Here is a 19,764-nt window from a genome sequence, read left to right as displayed (position 1 = left end):
GGCCGGTTTGCCGCCGCCCGGCACATACACGGCCGCGCCTTGCGAGGGCAGGGTGGCGGCCGGTTCGCCGCCCTCGGCGGCGCTGCCGTCGGCAGTGACCACGGTCGGCGTGGCGCCGGGTGTGGTGTTACCGAGCTGGAAGGTGGGACGCGGCTGAGCGCTGAGCACGGTCAGCGAGACATTGCTGCCGATCTGGGTGTCGCCCGGCAGCGTCATGCGGACGGTGTTGTCGGCCACCTTGACCAGGTAGCTGCCGTCCTTCATCTTGGACATGACCTCGGCGCTGACGGTCTGTCCGACCAGATTTTGCAGCGCGCGCTGGAAGGCCGCCTGGCGGCTGTCGCCAACCGCCGCGCCGCCGCCAGCGCCGTCAGCCGGTGTAACCGGCGGGAGAGCGGCGTCCAGGCGCGGCAACATGGCGCGCGCCTGCGTTAGACGCTACCGTAGGCGTTGACGACGCGCCGTTCCGTGCCGGTGGAGTTGATCAGCTTGGACAACTGGGCCATCCACGGCATGGTCAGGTCGCGGATCTGGCGGTCGGCGTTCAGCATCTGGCGGATGAGTTCGATCTTGCGCTCACGGTCGGCGCCGCGCATCGGTTGCAGCGTTTCCTGCTCGCGCAGCGCTTGTGCATGGGCGGCGCAGCGCTGTTCCAGCAGGATCAGGGCATCCCAGTCGCTGCGCGTGGCGGCCTGCACCATTTGTTCGGTCAGGTCGGCCATGGCGGCGTACACGGATAGCACGTCTTGAATCGTCATCATAAATCAGGCGCTCGCGAGGTTAGGTTGGGGAATGCCGCTGGCGGCAGGGGTGTCGGCGATGGCGTTCCAGGCGTCGCGCAACTCGATCAGCAATCGCTGCACTTCCTCGACCATGCCGAGGTCGCTGCTGACGTTGGCGGCCAGCAGCCGGTTGCTCATGTATTCGTACAGCGCATCCAGGCTTTCGGCGATTTCACCGCCGGCTTTCTTGTCGAGCGCGGCGCGCAGGCCGCTGTCGATGATCATGATCGCCTTCGATAGCGACTTGCCTTTCTGGCTGATATCGCTGTTTTTGATCCCGGCCGCTGCGTCGTTGAGCGCGGTCAACGCGCCGTCAAACAACATCACGATCAGCTTGTGGGGACTGGCGGCCAGGACACCGGTTTCCATGCCGATTTTGGCATAGGCGTTGACGCCAGTTTGTCGAGATCCGAACATACGTATTACTCCTTATCAGGGCGGTCGTGCTTAGGTGTTGGCAGCCAGCTGCGCCAGTTGTTGGGTCAGGAACTGCTGGGTACTGTTCATGCTGGCGACTGCGGTGTCGAGCGCCGTATATTGCGCGCGGTAGCGTTTTTCGATATCGGTCAGGCGAGAGGCAAAGCTGGCGCGCTGGGTGGCGATGTCGGTCACCGACGCATTCAGCCCCTTGGTGCGGCTGGTGATGGTGCCGGTGCTGCCCAGGTAGCCGGCCGACAGCGTGTTGAGCATGTAGGCGTAGCCCTGCGAGAAGCCGAAGGTGCCGCGCGCGCCGGTGGTGTCGCCCTTGACAGTCAGTTTCAGGCCGTCGACCGGGCCGCCGGCGGAACCGGTCAGCGTCTGGCCCTTGCCGGTGGCGCTGTAACCGCCGATGGTGCCGGCGACATCGACGCCGTCGACCGAGGCGCCGGTGCCGAAGATGGCCGAGGGGTCGGTGCCGGTGGCGCTGGTGATCTTCAGGTTGGAGGCCGAGCCGTAGGCCGCCGATTGCAGCTTCAGCGAGCCGTCGTCGCCCAGCGTGGCGGTGACCGACGAGCCGGCGTTGGAGAACGCGCTGACGCCGTTGATGGTCGACTGCAGCAGCGTCGCCAGCTGGCTGGGGTTGTAGGTGCCGGCCGGCAGCGTCACGGTGGCGGTGTTGGCCAGCGTCGCCGGGGTGGTGTCGTTCAGCGTCACGGTCCAGGTGGTGTCCTGGTCGATGGTGGTCTCGGCCGGCAGCGGCTTGTTGCCCTGCAAGGTGCCCTGGGTGGCCAGCTGGGTGATGTTGATGGCGTAGTTGCCGGCCTGGGTCTTGCTCGACGACGTGCTGAACGTCACGTCCGGGTCGGTGCCGCGGCCGACCGCCGCAAACAGGCCGGCGATGTCGTTAAAGTTGGTGGTGATGGCTTTTTGCAGCTTGGCGTTGTCGACCGCCAGCGAACCGTCCTTCTGGAACGACACGCCGATCTGCGACAGATTGGTCAGGCTGGTGCTTTGCAGGCCGGAAATGGCGCTGCTGAGCGTGGCGCGCACCGACGATTGCAGATTGCGCAGCGTGCTGTCGCCCAGCAGCGGACCGGAGGCCTTGGTGGTGGCGTCGTAAGAACCGAGTGCCGCCAGCTGCGTGTTGAGATCGTTGTAAGCCTTGACGAAGGAGTTGACTGAATTGGTCAGCGTCGACGAATCCTTGGCCACCGCCACGCTGGTGCTGCCGACCTTGAGCGCGTTGAAGGTGACGCCGGTCACCGCGCCGCTGATGCTGGTGCCGCTGCTGGTCACGGCAATGCCGTTGACGGTGGCCAGGGTGTCAGCCGCCGCCGCCTTCTGGCTCAGGTTCTGGTCGCCGCCCGGGTCGTAGCCTAGCAGGCTGACCAGGGCTGGATCGGCCGGCGCGCCGCCGGAGCCGGCCAGCGAAATCTTCATGGTCGAGCTGGCGCCGGTGGCGCTCGAGGTCAGCACCAGGTGGTTGGGAGTGGCGCCGGTGCCGGTGCTGCCGTCCGAAACGATCGAGGCGGTGACGCCGAAGTTGCCCTTGTTGATGGCATCCATGATGCCTTGCAGCGTGTTATTGGTGCTGTCGATGACAATGTTGCCGGCGGTGCGGGTCGAGTCGGCGGCAAAGTCGGCGTTCAGGTAATTGCCGCCGACCCCGGCCGTCAAGCCGGCTGCGGCTGGGTTGCTGCCGCCTACGGTGATCGGGCTGCCGTCGGCCGACACCAGCGTGATGGTGCCGACGGCGGTGGTGCTGGAGCCGATGTTGGCGGTGCCGCTGTTGCCGATGCCGCCGGTGACGCTGCCGGTGACAGTTTCGGTCAGCGCGACGTTGCTGCCGTCGGCGTTGCTGAATTGCAGGTCGCCGCCGGCGGCGGTGCCGGTGACGGTGATGTTGGCATCGGCCAGGGCGCGCGAAATCGCGGTGTCGCCGCTCAGCGCGGCATCCAGCGAGGCGGCGGTGACGCCGGCACCGCCGGCCACGTTGGCGCCTTGCACGGCGATATCGACCCCGCCGACCGACAGCGTATAGCTGCCGCCGCTGCCGGTGTCGATGTCGCCGAAGCTGCTGAACAGCGTCTTGTCGGTAGTGGCGGGCGACGCCTTGGCCGAGACCCCGGTGGTGGTGGTCTTGTCATTGATGGCGTCGGCCAGCGCGCGCGCGCTGCGGGTGCTGTTGTTGGTGACGATGGTGGTGCCGTTGATGCTGACCGAACCAGCCGTCAGGCCGCTGGTGCGGATGCTGTTGGCCAGCGCCGTGCCGGCCACGCCGAATTCGCTGTTGGTCACTGTGCCCAGCGCAAAGCTGATGGTGGTCTTGGCGCCGGTGCCGATGGTCGCGGTGCTGCTCTTGTAGCCGCCCGAGGCCAGCGTTTGCGCCTGCGCCAGTTGGGTGACGTTGATCCGGTAATTGCCGGCCTGGGCATCGCTGGTGGTGGTGGCGGTCACCACGGTCGAGTCGGCCGGGGTGGTGGTCAAGGACTGAAAACTCGATAGGGAACTCAGGCTGGTCAGCGTACTTTGGAAATTGCCGAGCGCGCTGGACATGGCGCCAAAGGCCGAGATCTGGGCCTGGAAGCTGGCGGTCTTCTTGTCGAAATCGGTCAGCGGCGCCGACTCTACGGCCATCAGTTTGCTGACGATGTCATTGACGTTGAGACCGGAACCGATGCCGGGTGATGAGATGCCCACAATGCGCTCCTAAGTAAAGCAATAATATAAGCTGATATCGGCAAAATCAAACCGGACTTGAGAGGGGGAAATACCGGCTTGTTTGGCGCAAGCTGTAAAAGCGGGTAAAAACCCGGCGCGGAGGGCCGCGACACTGGCAGGCAGGCGCTCCCGGAACAGGATGCCACAGATGAGAAAAAAACGGCGCGCACCGGGTGGTGCGCGCCGTTTCAGGCGGTCTGGTCGATCAACAGGCCGGGACTACCTTTGTTTTCCTCGTCGAGCGCCTTGGCGATCGCCAGTGCTTCCTTGGTGGGAAACTGGCGCACAACTTCCTTGGTGTTCTGGTCGATCACCTTGACCACCGTGCGCTTGGTGTCCTGGTCGACCGAAAACTCCAGGTTGTTGGCTTGCGCCTGCGGCGTCTTGTTCAACTTGGATAGCGCATCGCTGACTTGCTGTTCGCTCGGCAAGGCTTCAGGGGCCTTGACCGCGTTGGCAGTCTCGACGGGGGCGGCCGGGGCGCGCGTAGCGCCGCTGGCCGGCGTGGCGTCGCCGCCGACCGCGCGGTCGGTGGGGCGCGCCGTGCTGGCGGAGCCTATCGTGTCGATAGTCATGATTGTTCCTTTGTGAAAAATCCCCGGCTGAAAAAATCAGCCGGGGACCCCGATCAGCGTGACCGTTAGCCGGTCACCGCTGCTCCGGATTTTAACGCAGCAGGGACAGCACGCCGTTCGGCAGCGAGTTGGCTTGCGCCAGCATCGCGGTACCAGCTTGTTGCAGGATCTGGCCGCGGGTCAGGTTGGCCGTTTCTGCTGCAAAGTCGGTATCTTGAATCCGGCTACGCGACGCGGTCAAGTTTTCCGTGGTCGTGTTCAGGTTCGAGATGGTCGACGTGAAACGATTCTGGATCGCACCCAGTGCTGCACGGTTGCTGTCCACTTGGGCCAGGGCCGAGTCGATGGTTTTCATTGCCGCGTTGGCGCCGTCAACGGTGCTGACGTCGATCTTGGCGACCGATTGCAGATCCGAACCGACGGTGCCGGTCAGCACGTTGGTGCCGCTATCCTTGATGGTGAAGCCGCTGTCCGACGAGAAGCTCACGTGGCCACCCACCACCACCGGGGTGGTGCCGGAGGCGACCGAAATAGGCGCGCCGGATTGTGCGCCGGTGTTGGCGGCACCGGAACCTGGCTTGTCCGCACCTTGCAGGAAAGCACCCGCCAGCGCATCAACCGTGCCGGTAGCAGGGTTGGTATTAATGTTTTCCAACTGGATGTCCGAGCCGGAGCTGTTGGTCATCTTCAGTTGTTTAGCGCCAGTGGAATCCAATTCAATCGACGCGGTGATCCCGGTGGTGCCAACTTGGGCATTGATGGCTTGCGCAAGCGATGACAAATCACCGTTCTTGACCTGAGCGGAAATCGTCACGGCTGCCGAATTTGGGTCGCTAGCCGTGGAGTTGTCGCCGCGCAGTTTGAATTGTACCGAGCCGTCCTTGGCGATGGTGGTCAGCGTGGCGCTGGTGGTGGCAGTGGCGGTGACGCCGCTCTTGCCGCTCAGGGCGTTAACGTTGGCGGCGATTGTTTTGGCGCTGTCGGCGGCTGCCACATTGACCGTGGTCGCTACACCATTGCCGGAAGTGATGTCCAGTGTGCCTACTGCAACGTTGTTGAGGCCAGTAGCGGAACCGACAGCAGCGTCGGCTGCGTTAGGCGTAGCAAGGTCGCCGTAGTCGGCTTGCAGGGTGTTATTGCCGATGTCGGTTGCCTTGGCTGACAGGATGCCGACGTTGATGGTCTGGCCCGAGTTGGCACCGACCTGGAACTGGGCCGAGGTCAGCGAGCCGTCCAGCACGTTTTGGCCGTTGAACTGGGTGGTGTTGGCGACGCGGTCCAGCTCTTGCGACAGCGAGGCGACCTCGCCCTGGATCGATTGACGGTCCGATGCCGAGTTGGTACCGTTGGCCGACTGAACAGCCAGCTCACGGATACGCTGCAGCAGGTCGCCGGCGGTGCTCAAGCCACCCTCGGCCGTTTGCGCCAGCGAGATACCGTCGTTGGCGTTACGCGCAGCCGTGGTGTTGCCGCGAATCTGCGCGCTGAAACGGTCGGAAATGGCCAGACCGGCAGCATCGTCCTTGGCGCTGTTAATGCGCAGACCTGAGGACAGACGTTGCAGCGACGTTTGCAGACTGGCTTGCGAGGTCGACAGGTTACGTTGCGAGTTCAGCGATGCAACATTGGTATTAATGACTTGTGCCATGGTATTTCTCCAAAACTGGTATTGCGTATTGTGGGCTAGGTGCCTCAGTTCCCTTTGGTGTGTCTCCTTGTTCCGAGACAATCACACCGCAGTTATTGCTGGTAACGGGTTCCCGTATGGAAAGTTTAGGCACAAAAGGTGAGAAAATTTTTGTGTTCAGGCCTCAAGTTCGCCCTGCCTAAGCGTCTAAACGACGCAGAAAAACGAAACTTGAGGGCGAAAAAATATTTATTTCGCCCAAAAAAAATGCCCGGCGCAGGGGCCGGGCACGTTGTTGGAGCTGGGAAACTTATTTATTCGGCAATCACCACCCGGTTTTTGCCGGTTTGCTTGGCGGTGTACATGGCCTTGTCGGCCCGCTTGACCAGCTCGGTCTGCTCTTCGTTGGGACGGCGCAGCGCCACCCCGGCCGAGAAGGTGATCAGCACTTTCTCGTTATCGTGCAGAAAAAAGTGCTTGGTCAGCTCGCGCTGGAGCCGGGTCATGGTCGAGGCCGCCGCCTCGACCGAGGTTTCCGGCATCAGGATCAGGAATTCCTCGCCGCCGAAGCGGGCGATCACGTCCATCGAGCGCAGGGTGTCCTTGACGATCTTGACCAGGTGCTTGAGCGCGGCGTCGCCGGCGATGTGGCCGTAGGTGTCGTTGAGCTTCTTGAAATCGTCCAGGTCCAGTACGGCGATGCACAGCGGCGTGCCGCGGCGGTCGGAGCGGGCGGTCTCGCGCTCGAACACGTCGTCCAGGCCCCGGCGATTCAGGCTGCCCGTGAGCTGGTCTTCGCGCACCAGCTCGCTCAGATGCTGCAGCTTGGCTTCCAGCGAGTGGATGCGGGCTTCGGCGTCCTGCACTTCCTGCTTGGCCAGCATCATCTTGTCGCGCGCCTTCAGCGCTTCGCTCTGGACCAGGCGGGTTTCCTTCAGCACCTCGTCGAGGATGCTGTTGAGTTCGGCGATATTGTCGGCCTTGCTGATCTTGTCGGAATAGCCGCCGATCTTCTCGTGGAAGTCGCCGGTCGAGGCCGCCACTTGGCCGAGGCGGTCGATAAAGGTCATCATCATGTTCTTGACGGTGAGCTTGACGTCCGACAGGCTGTGCTTGAGCTGCCCCTGTTTATAGATGACTTCCTTCAGGCTGCGGGTGGCTTCTTCCAGTGCGCGCACGTCCAGCGGGCCGGCGATCAGGTTCTGCACCGCCTCGATCTGGCCGCGCAGCCAGCTGTCGTCGTCCAGCAGTTCGCTGACGTTTTCCAGCAGCAGGCGGAACAGGCGCAGCAGCAGTTCCTGCTGTTCGCCGCTGTCGCCGCCGCGCACTTCGATCTGGTAGCACAGCTGTTTCAGCCGCACGGCGATCTCGGCCAGCGCTTCCTCGCTGTGGGCGGTCTTGGTGGCGTTGCCCAGCGATTCGGCCTCGGCCGCCAGCACCGGCGCCCCGGCCAGCAGCGACGCCACGGCAAAGGTCAGGGTGCGCGCCAGCAGGTCGCGCAGGCTGCGCGACTGTTCGCTTTCCTCGCCGCTGACGCCGGCCACTTCGATGCCTTTTTTGGGGCTGACAAAATGTTTTTCGACCAGCTGCGACAGCGCGCGCGCATAGCCTTCCCAGTCGCGCGTCTTGACGGCGCGGTTGAAGCGGCGGCCGTATTCGCCCAGCTCGCCGGCGCCTTCGGTCATGCGGGTGGCGAACTGGCTCAGCACCGATTCCGGTCCGGGGTCGGCGCTGCCCAGCGGCGCTGCAGCAGCAGCCGGCTCGGGCGCGATGCCGGCAATTTCGTTGTAAATCTCGCGATAGGCTTCCGGCGTTGGCGCGATGCGGCGCACCGCCAGGCGGCGGAATGCTTCGCGTGCGATATCGGCCGGATTCTGCTCGGGCGTAGTGGGTTTGCTGGACATAATGACGCGCGTACCTCTGTATGGATTACCAATTACAGCAATGATAAGCGCGCTGCCCGGCCGGCATTGCCCGGATAAGGGGCGGGAAGGTGGCTTTCATCAAAGCATTAACCATTTTCCTTTCGGCAACAACAAAGCTGCGCAGGAGTTGTTATCTTACTCTGGCTTATTCAATGAGTTGATTTTTAATGGCGTAATGCGTCAGTTCCGCGCTGTTTTTCAGCTTCATCTTGACCAGCAGGCGGGCCCGGTACTCGCTGACCGTCTTGACCGACAGCGACAGTTCCTTGGCGATCACGCCCACCGTCTTGCCGGAGGCGATCATGGTCAGGGTCTGATATTCGCGGTCGGACAGGGTGTCGTGCAGCGGCGCCTCGTGGTCCTCGCCGACGTGGTTGGCCAATTCCTGCGCCAGCGCCGCGCTGATGTACTTGAGGCCGCTGCCGACCTGGCGGATCGCCGTCACCAGTTCCTTCGGCGCGCTCTGCTTGGTCAGGTAGCCGGCGGCGCCGGCCTTCAGCGCGCGGATCGCGTACTGGTCCTCGCGGTGCATCGACAGCATCAGCACCGCCAGCTCCGGCTTTTCCTTCTTGATCTGCTTGAGCACTTCGATACCGTTGCGATCTGGCAACGAGATATCAAGCAGCATCACCTGGCATTCGGATTTGCGGAACAGCTTGATGGCGTCCAGGCCATTTTCCGCCTCGCCGGCCACCACGATGTCGCGGGTTTCGGCCAGGATTTGCTTCAAGCCCTCGCGCACAATGGCGTGATCATCGGCGATGAAGACCTTGATGATGGCTTTTTCTGTCATGAACTCTCTTTTACCCTGTGTTTCCTGCCTTGTGTTCGCTAAGACACATTATTTCGCGGCAGAAATGTTTTCTTCCGCTATTGTAGCGCCAGCAGCGGGCGGCATGAGTCTGTCCTGTGCAGTATCTGGCTTAATTTCTTGCTTAATCTTGATCGCGACCACCGTGCCGCCGCCGCTGGCGTGGCTCAGGGTCAACGTCCCGCCCAGCGCGCGCGCGCGTTCGGCCATGCCGCGCAGGCCGAACGAGGCCGGTTTGCTGCGGTCGGCCTGGGCGATGCCGGCGCCGTTGTCGCTGATTTTCAGGCTGACGTGATGGCGCAGCCTGGCCAGCTTGACGCTGACTTTGGTGGCGTGCGCATGCTTGGCGATATTGGTCAGCGCCTCCTGGGCGATGCGGAACAGGGCGGTTGCCTGGTCGGTGTCGAGGCCGATATCGCGCTGGTTGGCGCTGAAGCTGGTGGGAATGCCGGTCTGCTTGTCGAATTCCTTGACCTGCCACTCCAGCGCCGCCACCAGTCCCAGGTCCAGCAGCGGCGGCCGCAGGTCCAGCGAAATGCGGTGGATCGCCTCGATGGTGCGGTCGACCAGCTGGTCGACATAATCAGTCTTGTCGCGCAGCGCCGGCTCGGCCGCGCCGTGCTCCAGCCGCGCCGCCAGCATCGCCACCGCCATCTTGATGGCGGTCAGGTTGCCGCCCAGCTCATCGTGGATTTCGCGGGCGATGCGGGTGCGCTCCTGTTCCTTGACGCGGTCGGTGTGCGCGCTCAGCTCGGCCAGCCGGGCGCGCGAGTGGCGCACTTCCATCTGCTCCAGCTTGCTGTCGGTGATATTCGTCATGATGCCGTCCCAGCGCACCGCGCCGTCGGCCAGCATGTGCGGCGTGCTGCGCAGGTTGATCCACTTGACGTCTTTCCAGGCGTCGACCCAGATGCGGCCTTCCCAGTTCCAGCTCCACTGCGCCGCCGCCGAGGCGCGCATGGCGTCCTGGTAGGACTGGCGGTCTTCCGGCAGGATCAGGTCGAGAAAGCGCTGCGGCGTGGCATGCAGTTCGGCCGTGGTCAGACCCAGCAGCGCCTGGCAGCCGTCGCTCAGATAGGGAAAGCTGACCTGGCCGTCGGCGTGCAGCACAAACTGGTACACCAGGCCCGGCGTGTTCGAGACGATGGCGGCAAAGCGCGCGCGCACCTGCTCCAGTTCGGCAACCAGGGCCAGGCTATCGTGAGGGGAGGGGACGGTTGCGCTCATGTGACTGCTATTCTAGCGCGTGTCCCAGCGGCGGCGGAAGCGCCGCAGCAGGCGGCGGAAGCGCGCCAGCCAGCTGCCGGGACGCGGCGTGGCATGCTGGCGCCAGTGATGGAAGGCCTTGCGCAGCGCTTCGACCTTGCGCCAGGCGCGGGTGGCGCGCAGCCGTTCGATCCAGCGTTCCTTCAGCGCCAGGAACCAGCCCAGCAGCGCCGCGAACCAGACGATGGTCATCAGCACCGGCCGCGTCAGCAGATACAGCCGCGCCACGGCCGCCGCGCCGCCCAGCTTGGCCAGCACGATCACAGTCACACCGGTCAGCGGATAGCCGTTGGCCATGGCCCACAGCGCCAGCAGCTTGACCGGAAACAGCAGGGTGGCCGGCAGCACGAACAGCACCAGCGCCGCCTTCGGGCCGAGGCGGCAGATCCACGCTTCCAGCCGGTGCAGCGGCGGCCACTGGGCCAGCCGGTTCATCACCCGCGAGCCGAGGTTCCACAGCCAGTCTTCCAGCAATAGCAACAGCGCCGCCAGATAAACCAGCGGCGCAAACAGCCAGCGTCGGAAGCGGTGCAGTGTTCTCATGGTTGTTCCTTCGACAGCATGATACGTGAAAGCCGTTACAATAGCCCGTATGAATAAAGCCTTTGTCAAAGAGAGCGACCAGGACGATGACGACGAAGCCGCAGCGCTGGCGTTGGCGATCCCGGCTGGCTCGAAGAACTACATCCGTCCCGAGGGCTACCAGCGCATCAAGGAAGAATTGCTGCAACTGATCGACGTCGACCGGCCGGAAGTGGTGAAAATCGTCCACTGGGCCGCCTCCAACGGCGACCGCTCGGAAAACGGCGATTACATTTACGGCAAGCGCCGGCTGCGCGAAATCGACCGCCGCATCCGTTTCCTGACCAAGCGGCTGGATTCGGCGGCCATTGTTGATCCGAGTGCGCATTTTGGCAGTGATCAAGTATTCTTTGGCGCCACAGTGACTTACAGCAACCAGAGCGGCGAGGAACGCACCATCACCATCGTCGGCATCGACGAGCTGGACCCGCTGAACGGCAAGATCAGCTGGGTGGCGCCGGTGGCGCGCGCGCTGACCAAGGCGCGCGAAGGCGATACCATCACCTTCCAGGCGCCGCATGGCGTCGAAGAACTGGATATCCTGGAGGTCCGCTATCCTGCGCCTGTCGCTGATTAAGTTCGGGAGGTGGCTGTGCCTGCTGGCGCTGGCCGGCTGGCAGGGCATGGCGTGTGCGGTCGATGTCTATACCATCGACATGAATTCCAGCAAATCGCAGTACAGCGACAGTCACATTGTGCATCTGCTGCAAGCGGCGCTGGACGCGTCGCGGCCCAAATACGGGCCGTACGAACTGAAGATAGCCCAGTTGCGCATGGAGCGCGACCGGCTGCTGCAGGAAATGATCAAGGGCGAGCTGGTCAACCTGAGCGGACAGGTGACGTCGCTGGAGTGGGAGCAAAAGCTGACCCCGATCCGCATCCCGCTCGACAAGGGGATTTCCTGTTACCGCATCTCGCTGATCGACAGCCGCAACCAGAACTTGTTCAACGCGGTGCGCAATGTCGAGCAACTAAAGTCCCTGTCGTTGGGCGCGGGCCGCCAGTGGAGCCTGACGACCACTTACAAGCAGGCGGGATTCCATGTGGTGGAGGGCAGCACCTCGGCGGGCTTGCACGGCATGCTGGCGGCCGGGCGCTTCCAGCACTTTCCGCGCGCGATAGACGAGGCGGTATATGAACAGGCGGCGTATATGCCGGCCTTCCCGACGCTGGCGCTGGAGCGCAGCTTTGCGCTGTACGTGCCGTCGCCGCGCTACTTCTTCGTCGGCGGCGCCCAGCAGCGGCGGCTGGCGCAGCGGCTGGAATACGGCATGCAATTACTCATCGCCGACGGCCGCTTCGACCAGCTGTTCCATCAATTCTACGATGCGCTGATTGACAAAGTCAGCCTGCGCAAACGCCGCATCTTCCGGCTGGAAAACCCGCTGCTGTCGCCACAAACCCCGCTGTCCAACAAAGCCTACTGGTTCGACCCGCTGGATCAGCAACGCTAATTGCGTCAGCTCAGAAAATGGCGGCCCGGTGTCTGCTAGTTTGGCTGGATACTGGGGAGAGCTGCCATGCCACGCCATTCTCGTGTTGTATTGCCTGCTGTTCCGCTGCATGTGATTCAGCGAGGGCATGACCGGCGGCGATGTTTTTTGTGGATGAGGATTTTGCCGCGTACCGGCAGTGGCTGCATGAGGAAGCTGTTATTGCAGGGTGTCAGATTCATGCGTATGTGCTGATGAGTAATCATGTGCACTTGTTGTTGAGTGTGGAGGATGTGGAGCAACTGGCGGGGATGATGAAGGGCGTGGGGCAGCGGTATGCGCAGCGTTCTAACAAACGTCATGGAGCATCTGGGTCGCCTTGGGATGGGCGGTACAAAAGTTGTCTGGTGCAGACTGAGGGATATTTGTTGACGTGTCAGCGGTATATTGAACTGAATCCGGTAAGGGCGGGAATGGTGCGGTTTCCGGGGAATTACAAGTGGTCCAGTTACCGGACGAATGCTGAAGGGCGGCATGATGGGGTGGTGACGCCGCACTCAGTGTATGAAAGGTTGGGGCTGGATGCATCGGAGCGTCGGCAGGCGTATTTGCGGCTATTTCAGCAGACCCTCACACCAATGCTGATAGAGCAGATTCGTGCCGCCGGCAATAGCAGCGGGGTGCTGGGCGACTCAGCCTTTGTCGCCAACCATCAGCATCCTAACCCGCAGCCTTAAGCGATACGAATGCGTAGCCACTTAGTGCGGGTCTAGTTGCGTTCGCGCAGGATGCGGTTGACGCCGGTCACGCGGCGCACGTTGCGCAGCAGGCCTGCCAGGTGCACGCGGTCTTTCACCTGCACGGTGAATCGCAGCTGGTGCAGCACGTTGTCCTTGTCCTCGTCCATGCCGACGTAGGTGATGTTGGCGTCCGACTCGCCAATCTCTGCCGCTACGCGCGCCAGGATGCCTTTTTCGTTGTTGATCAGCAGCTTGATGCGGCTGTCGAAACGGCGGTTCAGTTCCGTGCCCCACTTGACGGCGATCCAGCGATCCGGTTCCTTGGCGCGCTGGCGCTTGGCCTGCGTGCAATCCGAGGTATGCACCAGCAATCCCTGGTCGCGCCGCAGCTGGCCGATAATCGCATCGCCCGGAATCGGCAGGCAGCACGGCGCCAGTTGCACCGACACGCCTTCGCTGCCGCAGATGGTCACCGGGTCCAGCTCGGCCGCGCTGTTGTGATCGATCGGCGCGCTGGCCGATTCACCGCCGCGCAGGCCGAAGATATGGCGCGCCACCAAGGCCGCCATGCGCTTGCCGACGCCGATATCGGCATACAACTCATCCAGCGACTTGGCGCTCGATTCCTTCAGCAAGCGCTCGACCAGATGATCTTCCAGATCCGGGCTGATGCCCAGCGAGGTCAGCGCCTGCGCCAGCAACTGCGCACCCAGCGCGATCGATTCCGGCAAGTTAATCGTGCGCAGGTGATGGCGAATCGCCGAGCGCGCCTTGCCGGTGCGGACGAACGACAGCCAGCTCGGGCTTGGCCGCGAGTTCGAGTCCGTCACAATCTCGACGATGTCGCCATTGCGCAACTCGGTGCGCAGCGACGCCGGTTCGTTGTTGATGGTGACCGATACTGTGTGGTCGCCAATCCCTGTGTGAATCGCATATGCGAAGTCGATCGGGGTAGCGCCGCGCGGCAGCGCGATGATCTTGGACTTCGGCGTAAACACGTACACCGAATCGGGGAACAGATCAACCTTGACGTGTTCCAGGAACTCGGCCGAGTCGCCGGTCTGCTGCTGGATATCCAGCAGCGATTGCAGCCACGCGTGGGTGCGCTGCTGCAAGTCCGACATATTGGCGTCGCCATTCTTGTACAGCCAGTGCGCCGCCACGCCCGATTCTGCGGTGCGGTGCATTTCCTGAGTGCGGATCTGGAACTCCACCGGCGTGCCGTACGGGCCGATCAAGGTGGTGTGCAGCGACTGATAGCCGTTCAGCTTGCGAATCGCAATATAGTCCTTGAACTTGCCCGGCATCGGCTTGTACAACTGGTGCAGCGTGCCGAGGGCCACATAGCATTCGGAGAAGTTGTCGACCACCACGCGGAAGCCGTACACGTCCAGCACCTGCGAGAACGACAGGTGCTTGTTGCGCATCTTCTTGTATATGCCGAACAGCGTCTTTTCGCGGCCATACACTTCGGCTTCGATATTGGCCGTGGACAGCGTGTTCTTCACCGACTCCAGGATCTTCTTGACCACTTCGCGGCGATTTCCGCGCGCCGCCTTGACGGCCTTGCCCAGCACGCGATAGCGCAGCGGGAACAAATGGGCAAACGACAAATCCTGCAGTTCGCGATAGATATTGTTCAGGCCGAGACGGTGCGCGATCGGCACATACACTTCCATGGTTTCCTTGGAGATGCGGGCCTTGGCAGCTGGCTTCATCACATCCATGGTACGCATATTGTGCAGGCGGTCGGCCAGCTTGATCAGGATCACGCGCACGTCCGAAGCCATGGCCAGCAGCATCTTGCGGAAGTTTTCCGCCTGCGCTTCGATCTGGCTCTGGAACTCGATTTTTTCCAGCTTCGACAGACCGTCCACCAGGTTGGCGACCGGCGCGCCGAAGCGCTCGATCAGCTCGTCCTTCTTGACGTCCTGGTCTTCCATCACATCGTGCAGCAGCGCGGCCATGATGGCTTGCGCGTCCAGCTTCCAGTCGGCGCAGATTTCCGCCACCGCGATCGGGTGCGAGATGTACGGCTCGCCCGACTTGCGCAATTGGCCAAGGTGCATCTCGTCCGAGAAGCGATAGGCTTCCTTGACCTTTTTGAGATCGGCGGCCGACATGTATTCGGCCAGTTTTTCGGTGAGATGAGATACCGACGCAACACCGGCCGTCAGGGCAGGAGGCGTGGCCAGGGGCGACGAGGAAATCACAGGCGGGACTGGGGGTGGGGCAGGTGGGGCGGAGACAGTGTTGTCCCCTGCGCTGGTCTCAGACGTGACAACAGCCGACGCTTTGGTCGGCCGTTTTGCCCTGGTGGGCGGGGTGTCACTCAGTGTCGGATCGGCAGGGATCAGATTCATACGTATGCGTTCCGTCTCGATGAGAATGTCTAGCTGCTACAAAACATACCACATTCGCATTGATCGGGAACGCGGTCCCAACTTACATTGGGACCTTTTTCAACATTTCCAGACCGACTTTGCCGGCTGCGATTTCACGCAGGGCGACCACGGTCGGCTTGTCTTTGGCTTCCACTTTTGGGGTGTGGCCTTGCAGCAGTTGGCGCGCGCGGTAGGTGGCGGCCAGGGTCAGCTGGAAACGGTTCGGTATATTTTTCAGACAATCTTCAATCGTAATGCGGGCCATCTAAAACTCCTAAAATCTTGTGTATTTATTCAGCGTGGATGCCCAGCTGGGCAAAGAGCGAGGTGTTGCGTGCCGCTTGTTGCGCAAACCGGCAACGGGCCGCTCGGACTATCGCTGTCAATTCCGACAGCGCGACGTCGAATTCTTCGTTGATAATAGCATACTCGAACTCGGGAGCGTGGGCGATTTCGCCGCCCGCCGCCAGCAGCCGTTTGGTGATCACGTGCGGTTCATCGGTGGCGCGTTTTTTCAGGCGATCTTCCAGCGCGTCGATCGATGGCGGCAGGATGAAAATGCCGGCCGCTTGCGGGAACAGTTTCTTGACCTGGCGCGCGCCTTGCCAGTCGATTTCCAGCAACACGTCGGTGCCGGATTTCATCTGTTCTTCGACCATCAGGCGCGAGGTGCCGTAGTAATTGCCGTGCACTTCGGCCCACTCCAGGAACTCGCCGTTGTCGGCGCGCGCGACGAAATCTTCCGCCGTGGTGAAGTAGTATTGCTGGCCGTGGGTTTCGCCCGGACGCGGCGCGCGGGTGGTGGTGGAAATCGACAGCTTGATGGACGGTTCCTTGGCCAGCAGCGCGTTGACCAGCGTCGACTTGCCGGCGCCGGACGGCGCCGCCACCACGAACAGGCTGCCCGAAAATGCCTTGGTTGAGCTCATGTTGATCTTTCAAATTCGTCAGCGGGCGACGTTTTCCGTCGCCCAAAGATGTATTTTACCAAGAGCAACGAGCGGAACCCAATTTACAGCAACGACAGCAAGTGTTGCGCCGCCGCCGGCGCCCGTTCCTTTGCGCCGTTGATGAAGTACACGTAGACCTGGCCGGACGTGGCTTGCTGTTGCCAGGCATGTGCCTGCCTGGCCCACTTCTTCAGCGCCGGCTTGCTGTAGCCGGTTTCGATGTCGCTGTGCGCGTCCATCAGGCGGGCGTAGGCGAAGTCGCCGGTGAGCTCGGTAAAGTTGGGGAATTTCGGCGAGTCGGTGATGACGGTGGCGACCTTGTATTTGCGCGCCAGCTTGAGGTAATCGTCGTTGCGAAAGCTGTCGTGTCTTACATCCAAAACGTGCTGCAACTTGCGCTTGCCGAGCTTGGCCGGCAGCAGCTTGAAAAAGGCTTCCAGGTCGTCGGCATCGAACTGCTTGGTGCCGGCCAGTTGCCACAGGATGGGGCCGAGCTTGTCGCCCAGTTCGGTCAGCCCGCTGTCCATGAAGCGCGCGATCGACTCGCCCGCTTCGGCCAGCACCTTGCGGTTGGTGGCGTAGCGCGAGGCCTTGACCGAGAACACGAAATCGTCCGGCGTTTTCTCGGCCCAGCTGGCGAAGTGTTCGGGCTTGGCGGTGCGGTAGAAGGTGCCGTTGATTTCGATGCTGGTCACTTGCGTGCTGGCGTATTCCAGCTGCTTCTTGATCGGCACTTCTTTGGGGTAGAAGGTTTCGCGCCAGGGCGCAAAGTCCCAGCCGCCGATGCCGGCCCGTATCTCTGCCATATGGTCTGCTCTCCTGCTGAGTTTGTGCGCCGGTGATAGTATCGTTTTTTTAGCTTAGACAGGGATATACCATGAAAGATCTGATCGTCGTCGCCACCATCACCGCGAAAGAAGGCAATGAAGTGCTGGTGCGCGAGGCGCTGGAGCGGGTGGTGCCGCCAAGCCGCGCGGAAGCCGGCTGCCTCCGCTACGACCTGAATATCGACCTCGGCAACCACGCCAGCTTCGTCATGCTGGAAGCCTGGCGCGATGAAGCCGCCCTGAGCGCCCACGAAGCCACGCCACACTTCCAGGAACTGGTCAAAGCCGTCGGCGGCAAAGCCGACATCCAGATCCTCAAGCTGAATCAGATCGTGTAATCAATCCGGCGTGAAGGCTTTGGCGGCGGCGAGGGTGTCGAGGGCTTCGCGCAGGTGTTTGATTTTGCCGTTTTCGGCCACCAGCATGCCGGCGTAGGTTTGTTTGTAGACTTTGCCGGTCGACGGCACCAGGGCTTCCACGCTGTATTCGCCGAACACCTTGTCTTCCGTGTCGATGAACAGTTGCACATCTTTGAAGTAGAAGTCAGGCACTTTTTTCAGCAGGCCGCCGATGAAGCTTTCGATCGCGGCGGGGCCGACCGCGCGCACTTGCGGGCCCAGCGATGGCAGTTCCAGCACGCCGTCTTCGGCAAACAGCGCCGCAGCGGCGGCAGGGGTTTGGATATTGGCCAGGTAGGCGTGCAGCAGTTGGTTAGCGTTTTTCATGATATTTCTTTCGGTAAGAAGTTGAAGTGACTCCACTGTAACGCCAGTCGATTATTGGATAAATCCGCTAAAGACGAAATGTTTATTCCCATATGTGGATAATCGCCGACCGGCTCGCCGCAAGGAATGCACGGGTCGCCGCATGGGACTGGACCGCCGTGCGGCGATCGCTTAAGGTGAACGCTTTCGTACCTCGGAAATCCAGCGTGAAAGTCGAAACTCCTTTGCTCGTTCCCGTGCTGGCGGCAGTGCCGGTGTGCGCTTGCATGGTCATCCTCAGCCTGCCGGCCTTCGATAATGACTATGTGCTGACCTTCCGCATCGCTTTTTTCGCCGCCTGTCTGGCGTGGCTGGTGCCGCTGGCGCTGCTGCAGCGAGCCATGTGGCGCCGCGAATGGCCCTGGTCGCGGATGGCGCTGGTGCTGCTGGCCAGCAGCTACGTGATGTCGGTCCTCAACGCCGTGATGGGGCAGTTCCTGGCCATCGCGCTCGGGCGGGTCACCGGCTACCACTGGAACGAGCTGCTGCGGGGGCTGGATGGCTGCTGGCTGGCGCTGATCGCGTTCTGCGCGGTCCACGCGGTGATGGTCTATTACCTGTCGCTGCAGCAGGTCCGCCTGCATCTGGCCCAGGCGCAAAGCGCGGCCCGCGACGCCGAGCTGCGCGCGCTGCGCCTGCAAGTTAATCCGCACTTCCTGTTCAACTCGCTGAACGCGATCTCGGCGCTGGTGTCGGCCCAGTCCAATCGTGAAGCCAACCGCATGCTCGCGTGCGTGGCCGACTTCCTGCGCGCCACCCTGGCGCACGACGGCCGCCACGAGCATGCGCTGGCCGATGAACTGGCCCTGCTCGACGCCTACCTGGCGATCGAAAAGGCGCGCCTCGGCGAGCGCCTCCAACTGACGATGAAGACCGGCCCCGACCTGCTCGGCAGCATCGTGCCTTACCTCATGCTGCAACCGCTGGTGGAGAATGCGATCCGCCACGGCATCGCGCCGCTGGCCGCGCCCGGTCGGCTGGATATTCTGGTCGAACGCGCCGGCGCGCGCCTGCTGATCGACGTGCAGAACGATGGCCAACCATCGGCGAACGCGGGCAGCGGCATCGGCCTGACCAACGTCCGGGAACGCCTGCGCCACCTGTACGGCGCGGAGCAGGAGGTGGATGCCGGCTGGCGTCCGGACGGCCGCTTCCACGTGCAGATTTCCATGCCGCTGCGCGGTATGGAGGTGGTGGCGTGAACATCCGGGTGGTGATCGTCGACGACGAGCCGCTGGCCAGGCTGGCGGTCAAGGTCAGGCTGGCGCAGCGCGGCGCCTTCGAGCTGGTGGGCGAATTTGGTGACGGCGACAGCGCGTACGAAGGGATTATGGCGCTCAAGCCCGACCTGGTGTTCGTCGACGTCGAGATGCCGGGCAAGAGCGGCCTCGACATGCTGGCCGCACTGCCGCCGGCGCAGCGGCCGATGGCGATCCTGCTGACCGCCTACGAAGGCTTCGCCCTGCAGGCGTTCGAACTGGCCGCCCTCGATTACCTGCTCAAGCCGGTCGATGACGAACGCTTCGACGAAGCGCTGGACCGCGCGCAGCAGGCGTTTCCCTACCGCTGCCAAAGCCGTGCCGCAGCACCAGCGGCACCGGCGATGCGCAGCTTCAGCGTGCGCGTGGGATCGCGCACGGTGCTGGTGCCGGTTGCCGACGTCGAGCGCATCGAGGCCGACGGCGACTACGCCTCGCTGCATGCGAACGGCAAGACCTGGCTGGTGCGGGAACGCCTGCACAACCTGGCCATGCAGCTCGATCCGCGCCAGTTCCACCGCGTGCACCGCTCGTCCATCGTGCGGCTGGACATGATCACCGAACTGCGTTCGCTCACTAACCGGGACGCCATGCTGCGCCTGCGCGACGGCAGCGTGCTGCGCGCCAGCCGCTCCTATATGCCTGCCTTGACGGAGGCGCTGCAACAGCTCAATACCAAAACCGATTCGTAGTCCAAC

At 62.6% G+C, this 19,764-nt stretch carries 20 protein-coding genes and 1 pseudogene; 6 read left to right on the top strand and 15 right to left on the bottom strand.

What is annotated here, in order from left to right; genetic code table 11:
* The 10 genes and pseudogenes from GTP69_RS28715 to GTP69_RS28670 form a co-directional block, all read right to left on the bottom strand.
* A pseudogene (locus tag GTP69_RS28715) lies at positions 1–417 on the bottom strand (flagellar hook-length control protein FliK); the annotation flags it as partial.
* Positions 418–431: 14 nt separating this feature from the next.
* On the bottom strand, positions 432–761 hold the full coding sequence (locus tag GTP69_RS28710) for a flagellar protein FliT (protein WP_161058066.1): 330 nt from the start codon (positions 759–761) through the stop codon (positions 432–434).
* A gap of 3 nt (positions 762–764) precedes the next feature.
* Complete coding sequence (gene fliS, locus GTP69_RS28705; protein ID WP_161058065.1) at positions 765–1,199, bottom strand: flagellar export chaperone FliS; 435 nt, start codon at positions 1,197–1,199, stop codon at positions 765–767.
* 30 nt (positions 1,200–1,229) lie between these two features.
* Complete coding sequence (gene fliD, locus GTP69_RS31915) at positions 1,230–3,902, bottom strand: flagellar filament capping protein FliD (RefSeq protein WP_161058064.1); 2,673 nt, start codon at positions 3,900–3,902, stop codon at positions 1,230–1,232.
* Between the two features lie 209 nt (positions 3,903–4,111).
* Entirely contained in the window at positions 4,112–4,498 is a 387-nt protein-coding gene (locus GTP69_RS28695; protein ID WP_161058063.1) for a flagellar protein FlaG, read from the bottom strand.
* 91 nt (positions 4,499–4,589) lie between these two features.
* Positions 4,590–6,146 (bottom strand): flagellin N-terminal helical domain-containing protein, encoded by a 1,557-nt coding sequence (locus GTP69_RS31775; protein ID WP_161058062.1) that lies wholly within the window; start codon positions 6,144–6,146, stop codon positions 4,590–4,592.
* A 293-nt stretch (positions 6,147–6,439) separates the two neighbouring features.
* Entirely contained in the window at positions 6,440–8,029 is a 1,590-nt protein-coding gene (locus GTP69_RS28685) for a GGDEF domain-containing protein (RefSeq protein ID WP_161058061.1), read from the bottom strand.
* Between the two features lie 166 nt (positions 8,030–8,195).
* Positions 8,196–8,843, bottom strand: a complete 648-nt coding sequence (locus tag GTP69_RS28680) for a response regulator (RefSeq protein ID WP_161058060.1) — start codon at positions 8,841–8,843, stop codon at positions 8,196–8,198.
* Between the two features lie 48 nt (positions 8,844–8,891).
* Entirely contained in the window at positions 8,892–10,088 is a 1,197-nt protein-coding gene (locus GTP69_RS28675) for a sensor histidine kinase (protein WP_161058059.1), read from the bottom strand.
* Between the two features lie 12 nt (positions 10,089–10,100).
* Entirely contained in the window at positions 10,101–10,670 is a 570-nt protein-coding gene (locus tag GTP69_RS28670) for a hypothetical protein (RefSeq protein WP_161058058.1), read from the bottom strand.
* Between the two features lie 49 nt (positions 10,671–10,719).
* Here GTP69_RS28670 and greB point away from each other — a divergent pair, with 49 nt between their 5' ends.
* The 3 genes from greB (at position 10,720) to GTP69_RS28655 (ending at position 12,879) form a co-directional block, all read left to right on the top strand.
* Positions 10,720–11,286, top strand: a complete 567-nt coding sequence (gene greB, locus GTP69_RS28665) for a transcription elongation factor GreB (protein WP_110844707.1) — start codon at positions 10,720–10,722, stop codon at positions 11,284–11,286.
* The gene (locus GTP69_RS28660; protein WP_229261194.1) at positions 11,228–12,163 is read left to right on the top strand and encodes a hypothetical protein; all 936 of its coding nucleotides are present in this window, start codon (positions 11,228–11,230) and stop codon (positions 12,161–12,163) included. The genes greB and GTP69_RS28660 overlap by 59 nt, the downstream gene beginning before the upstream one ends.
* Positions 12,164–12,303: 140 nt before the next feature.
* Positions 12,304–12,879: a transposase gene (locus GTP69_RS28655; protein WP_229261193.1), complete on the top strand. Its 576-nt coding sequence runs from the start codon at positions 12,304–12,306 to the stop codon at positions 12,877–12,879.
* A gap of 32 nt (positions 12,880–12,911) precedes the next feature.
* Here the strand turns inward: GTP69_RS28655 and GTP69_RS28650 are convergent, their stop codons facing one another.
* The 4 genes from GTP69_RS28650 to GTP69_RS28635 all read right to left on the bottom strand — a co-directional run bounded on the left by GTP69_RS28650 (position 12,912) and on the right by GTP69_RS28635 (position 17,022).
* Positions 12,912–15,245, bottom strand: a complete 2,334-nt coding sequence (locus GTP69_RS28650) for a RelA/SpoT family protein (RefSeq protein WP_161058057.1) — start codon at positions 15,243–15,245, stop codon at positions 12,912–12,914.
* Positions 15,246–15,327: 82 nt separating this feature from the next.
* Positions 15,328–15,531: a DNA-directed RNA polymerase subunit omega gene (rpoZ, locus tag GTP69_RS28645; protein WP_056443456.1), complete on the bottom strand. Its 204-nt coding sequence runs from the start codon at positions 15,529–15,531 to the stop codon at positions 15,328–15,330.
* Between the two features lie 25 nt (positions 15,532–15,556).
* A complete protein-coding gene (gene gmk, locus GTP69_RS28640) occupies positions 15,557–16,195 on the bottom strand; it encodes a guanylate kinase (protein WP_161058056.1) in 639 nt (212 codons plus the stop codon).
* A gap of 83 nt (positions 16,196–16,278) precedes the next feature.
* On the bottom strand, positions 16,279–17,022 hold the full coding sequence (locus GTP69_RS28635; RefSeq protein ID WP_161058055.1) for a DUF72 domain-containing protein: 744 nt from the start codon (positions 17,020–17,022) through the stop codon (positions 16,279–16,281).
* Between the two features lie 71 nt (positions 17,023–17,093).
* Here GTP69_RS28635 and GTP69_RS28630 point away from each other — a divergent pair, with 71 nt between their 5' ends.
* Positions 17,094–17,381, top strand: coding sequence for a putative quinol monooxygenase (locus GTP69_RS28630; RefSeq protein WP_161058054.1), 288 nt, complete (start codon positions 17,094–17,096; stop codon positions 17,379–17,381).
* Here the strand turns inward: GTP69_RS28630 and GTP69_RS28625 are convergent, their stop codons facing one another.
* Positions 17,382–17,768 carry a nuclear transport factor 2 family protein gene (locus GTP69_RS28625; RefSeq protein WP_161058053.1) on the bottom strand — a complete coding sequence of 129 codons (387 nt, stop codon included), beginning with the start codon at positions 17,766–17,768 and terminating at the stop codon, positions 17,382–17,384. It abuts the gene before it with no gap.
* A gap of 206 nt (positions 17,769–17,974) precedes the next feature.
* Here GTP69_RS28625 and GTP69_RS28620 point away from each other — a divergent pair, with 206 nt between their 5' ends.
* Both GTP69_RS28620 and GTP69_RS28615 read left to right on the top strand, forming a co-directional pair.
* Complete coding sequence (locus GTP69_RS28620; protein ID WP_371868179.1) at positions 17,975–19,009, top strand: sensor histidine kinase; 1,035 nt, start codon at positions 17,975–17,977, stop codon at positions 19,007–19,009.
* Positions 19,006–19,758 (top strand): LytR/AlgR family response regulator transcription factor, encoded by a 753-nt coding sequence (locus GTP69_RS28615; RefSeq protein WP_161058052.1) that lies wholly within the window; start codon positions 19,006–19,008, stop codon positions 19,756–19,758. The genes GTP69_RS28620 and GTP69_RS28615 overlap by 4 nt, the downstream gene beginning before the upstream one ends.
* The last annotated feature ends 6 nt before the right edge of the window (positions 19,759–19,764 follow it).

The organism is Duganella levis (assembly GCF_009857605.1).
Classification (GTDB): Bacteria; Pseudomonadota; Gammaproteobacteria; order Burkholderiales; family Burkholderiaceae_D; genus Rugamonas; species Rugamonas levis.
The sequence above is the reverse complement of the archived record's forward strand: the minus strand, read 5'-3'. Positions and strand labels throughout refer to the sequence as shown.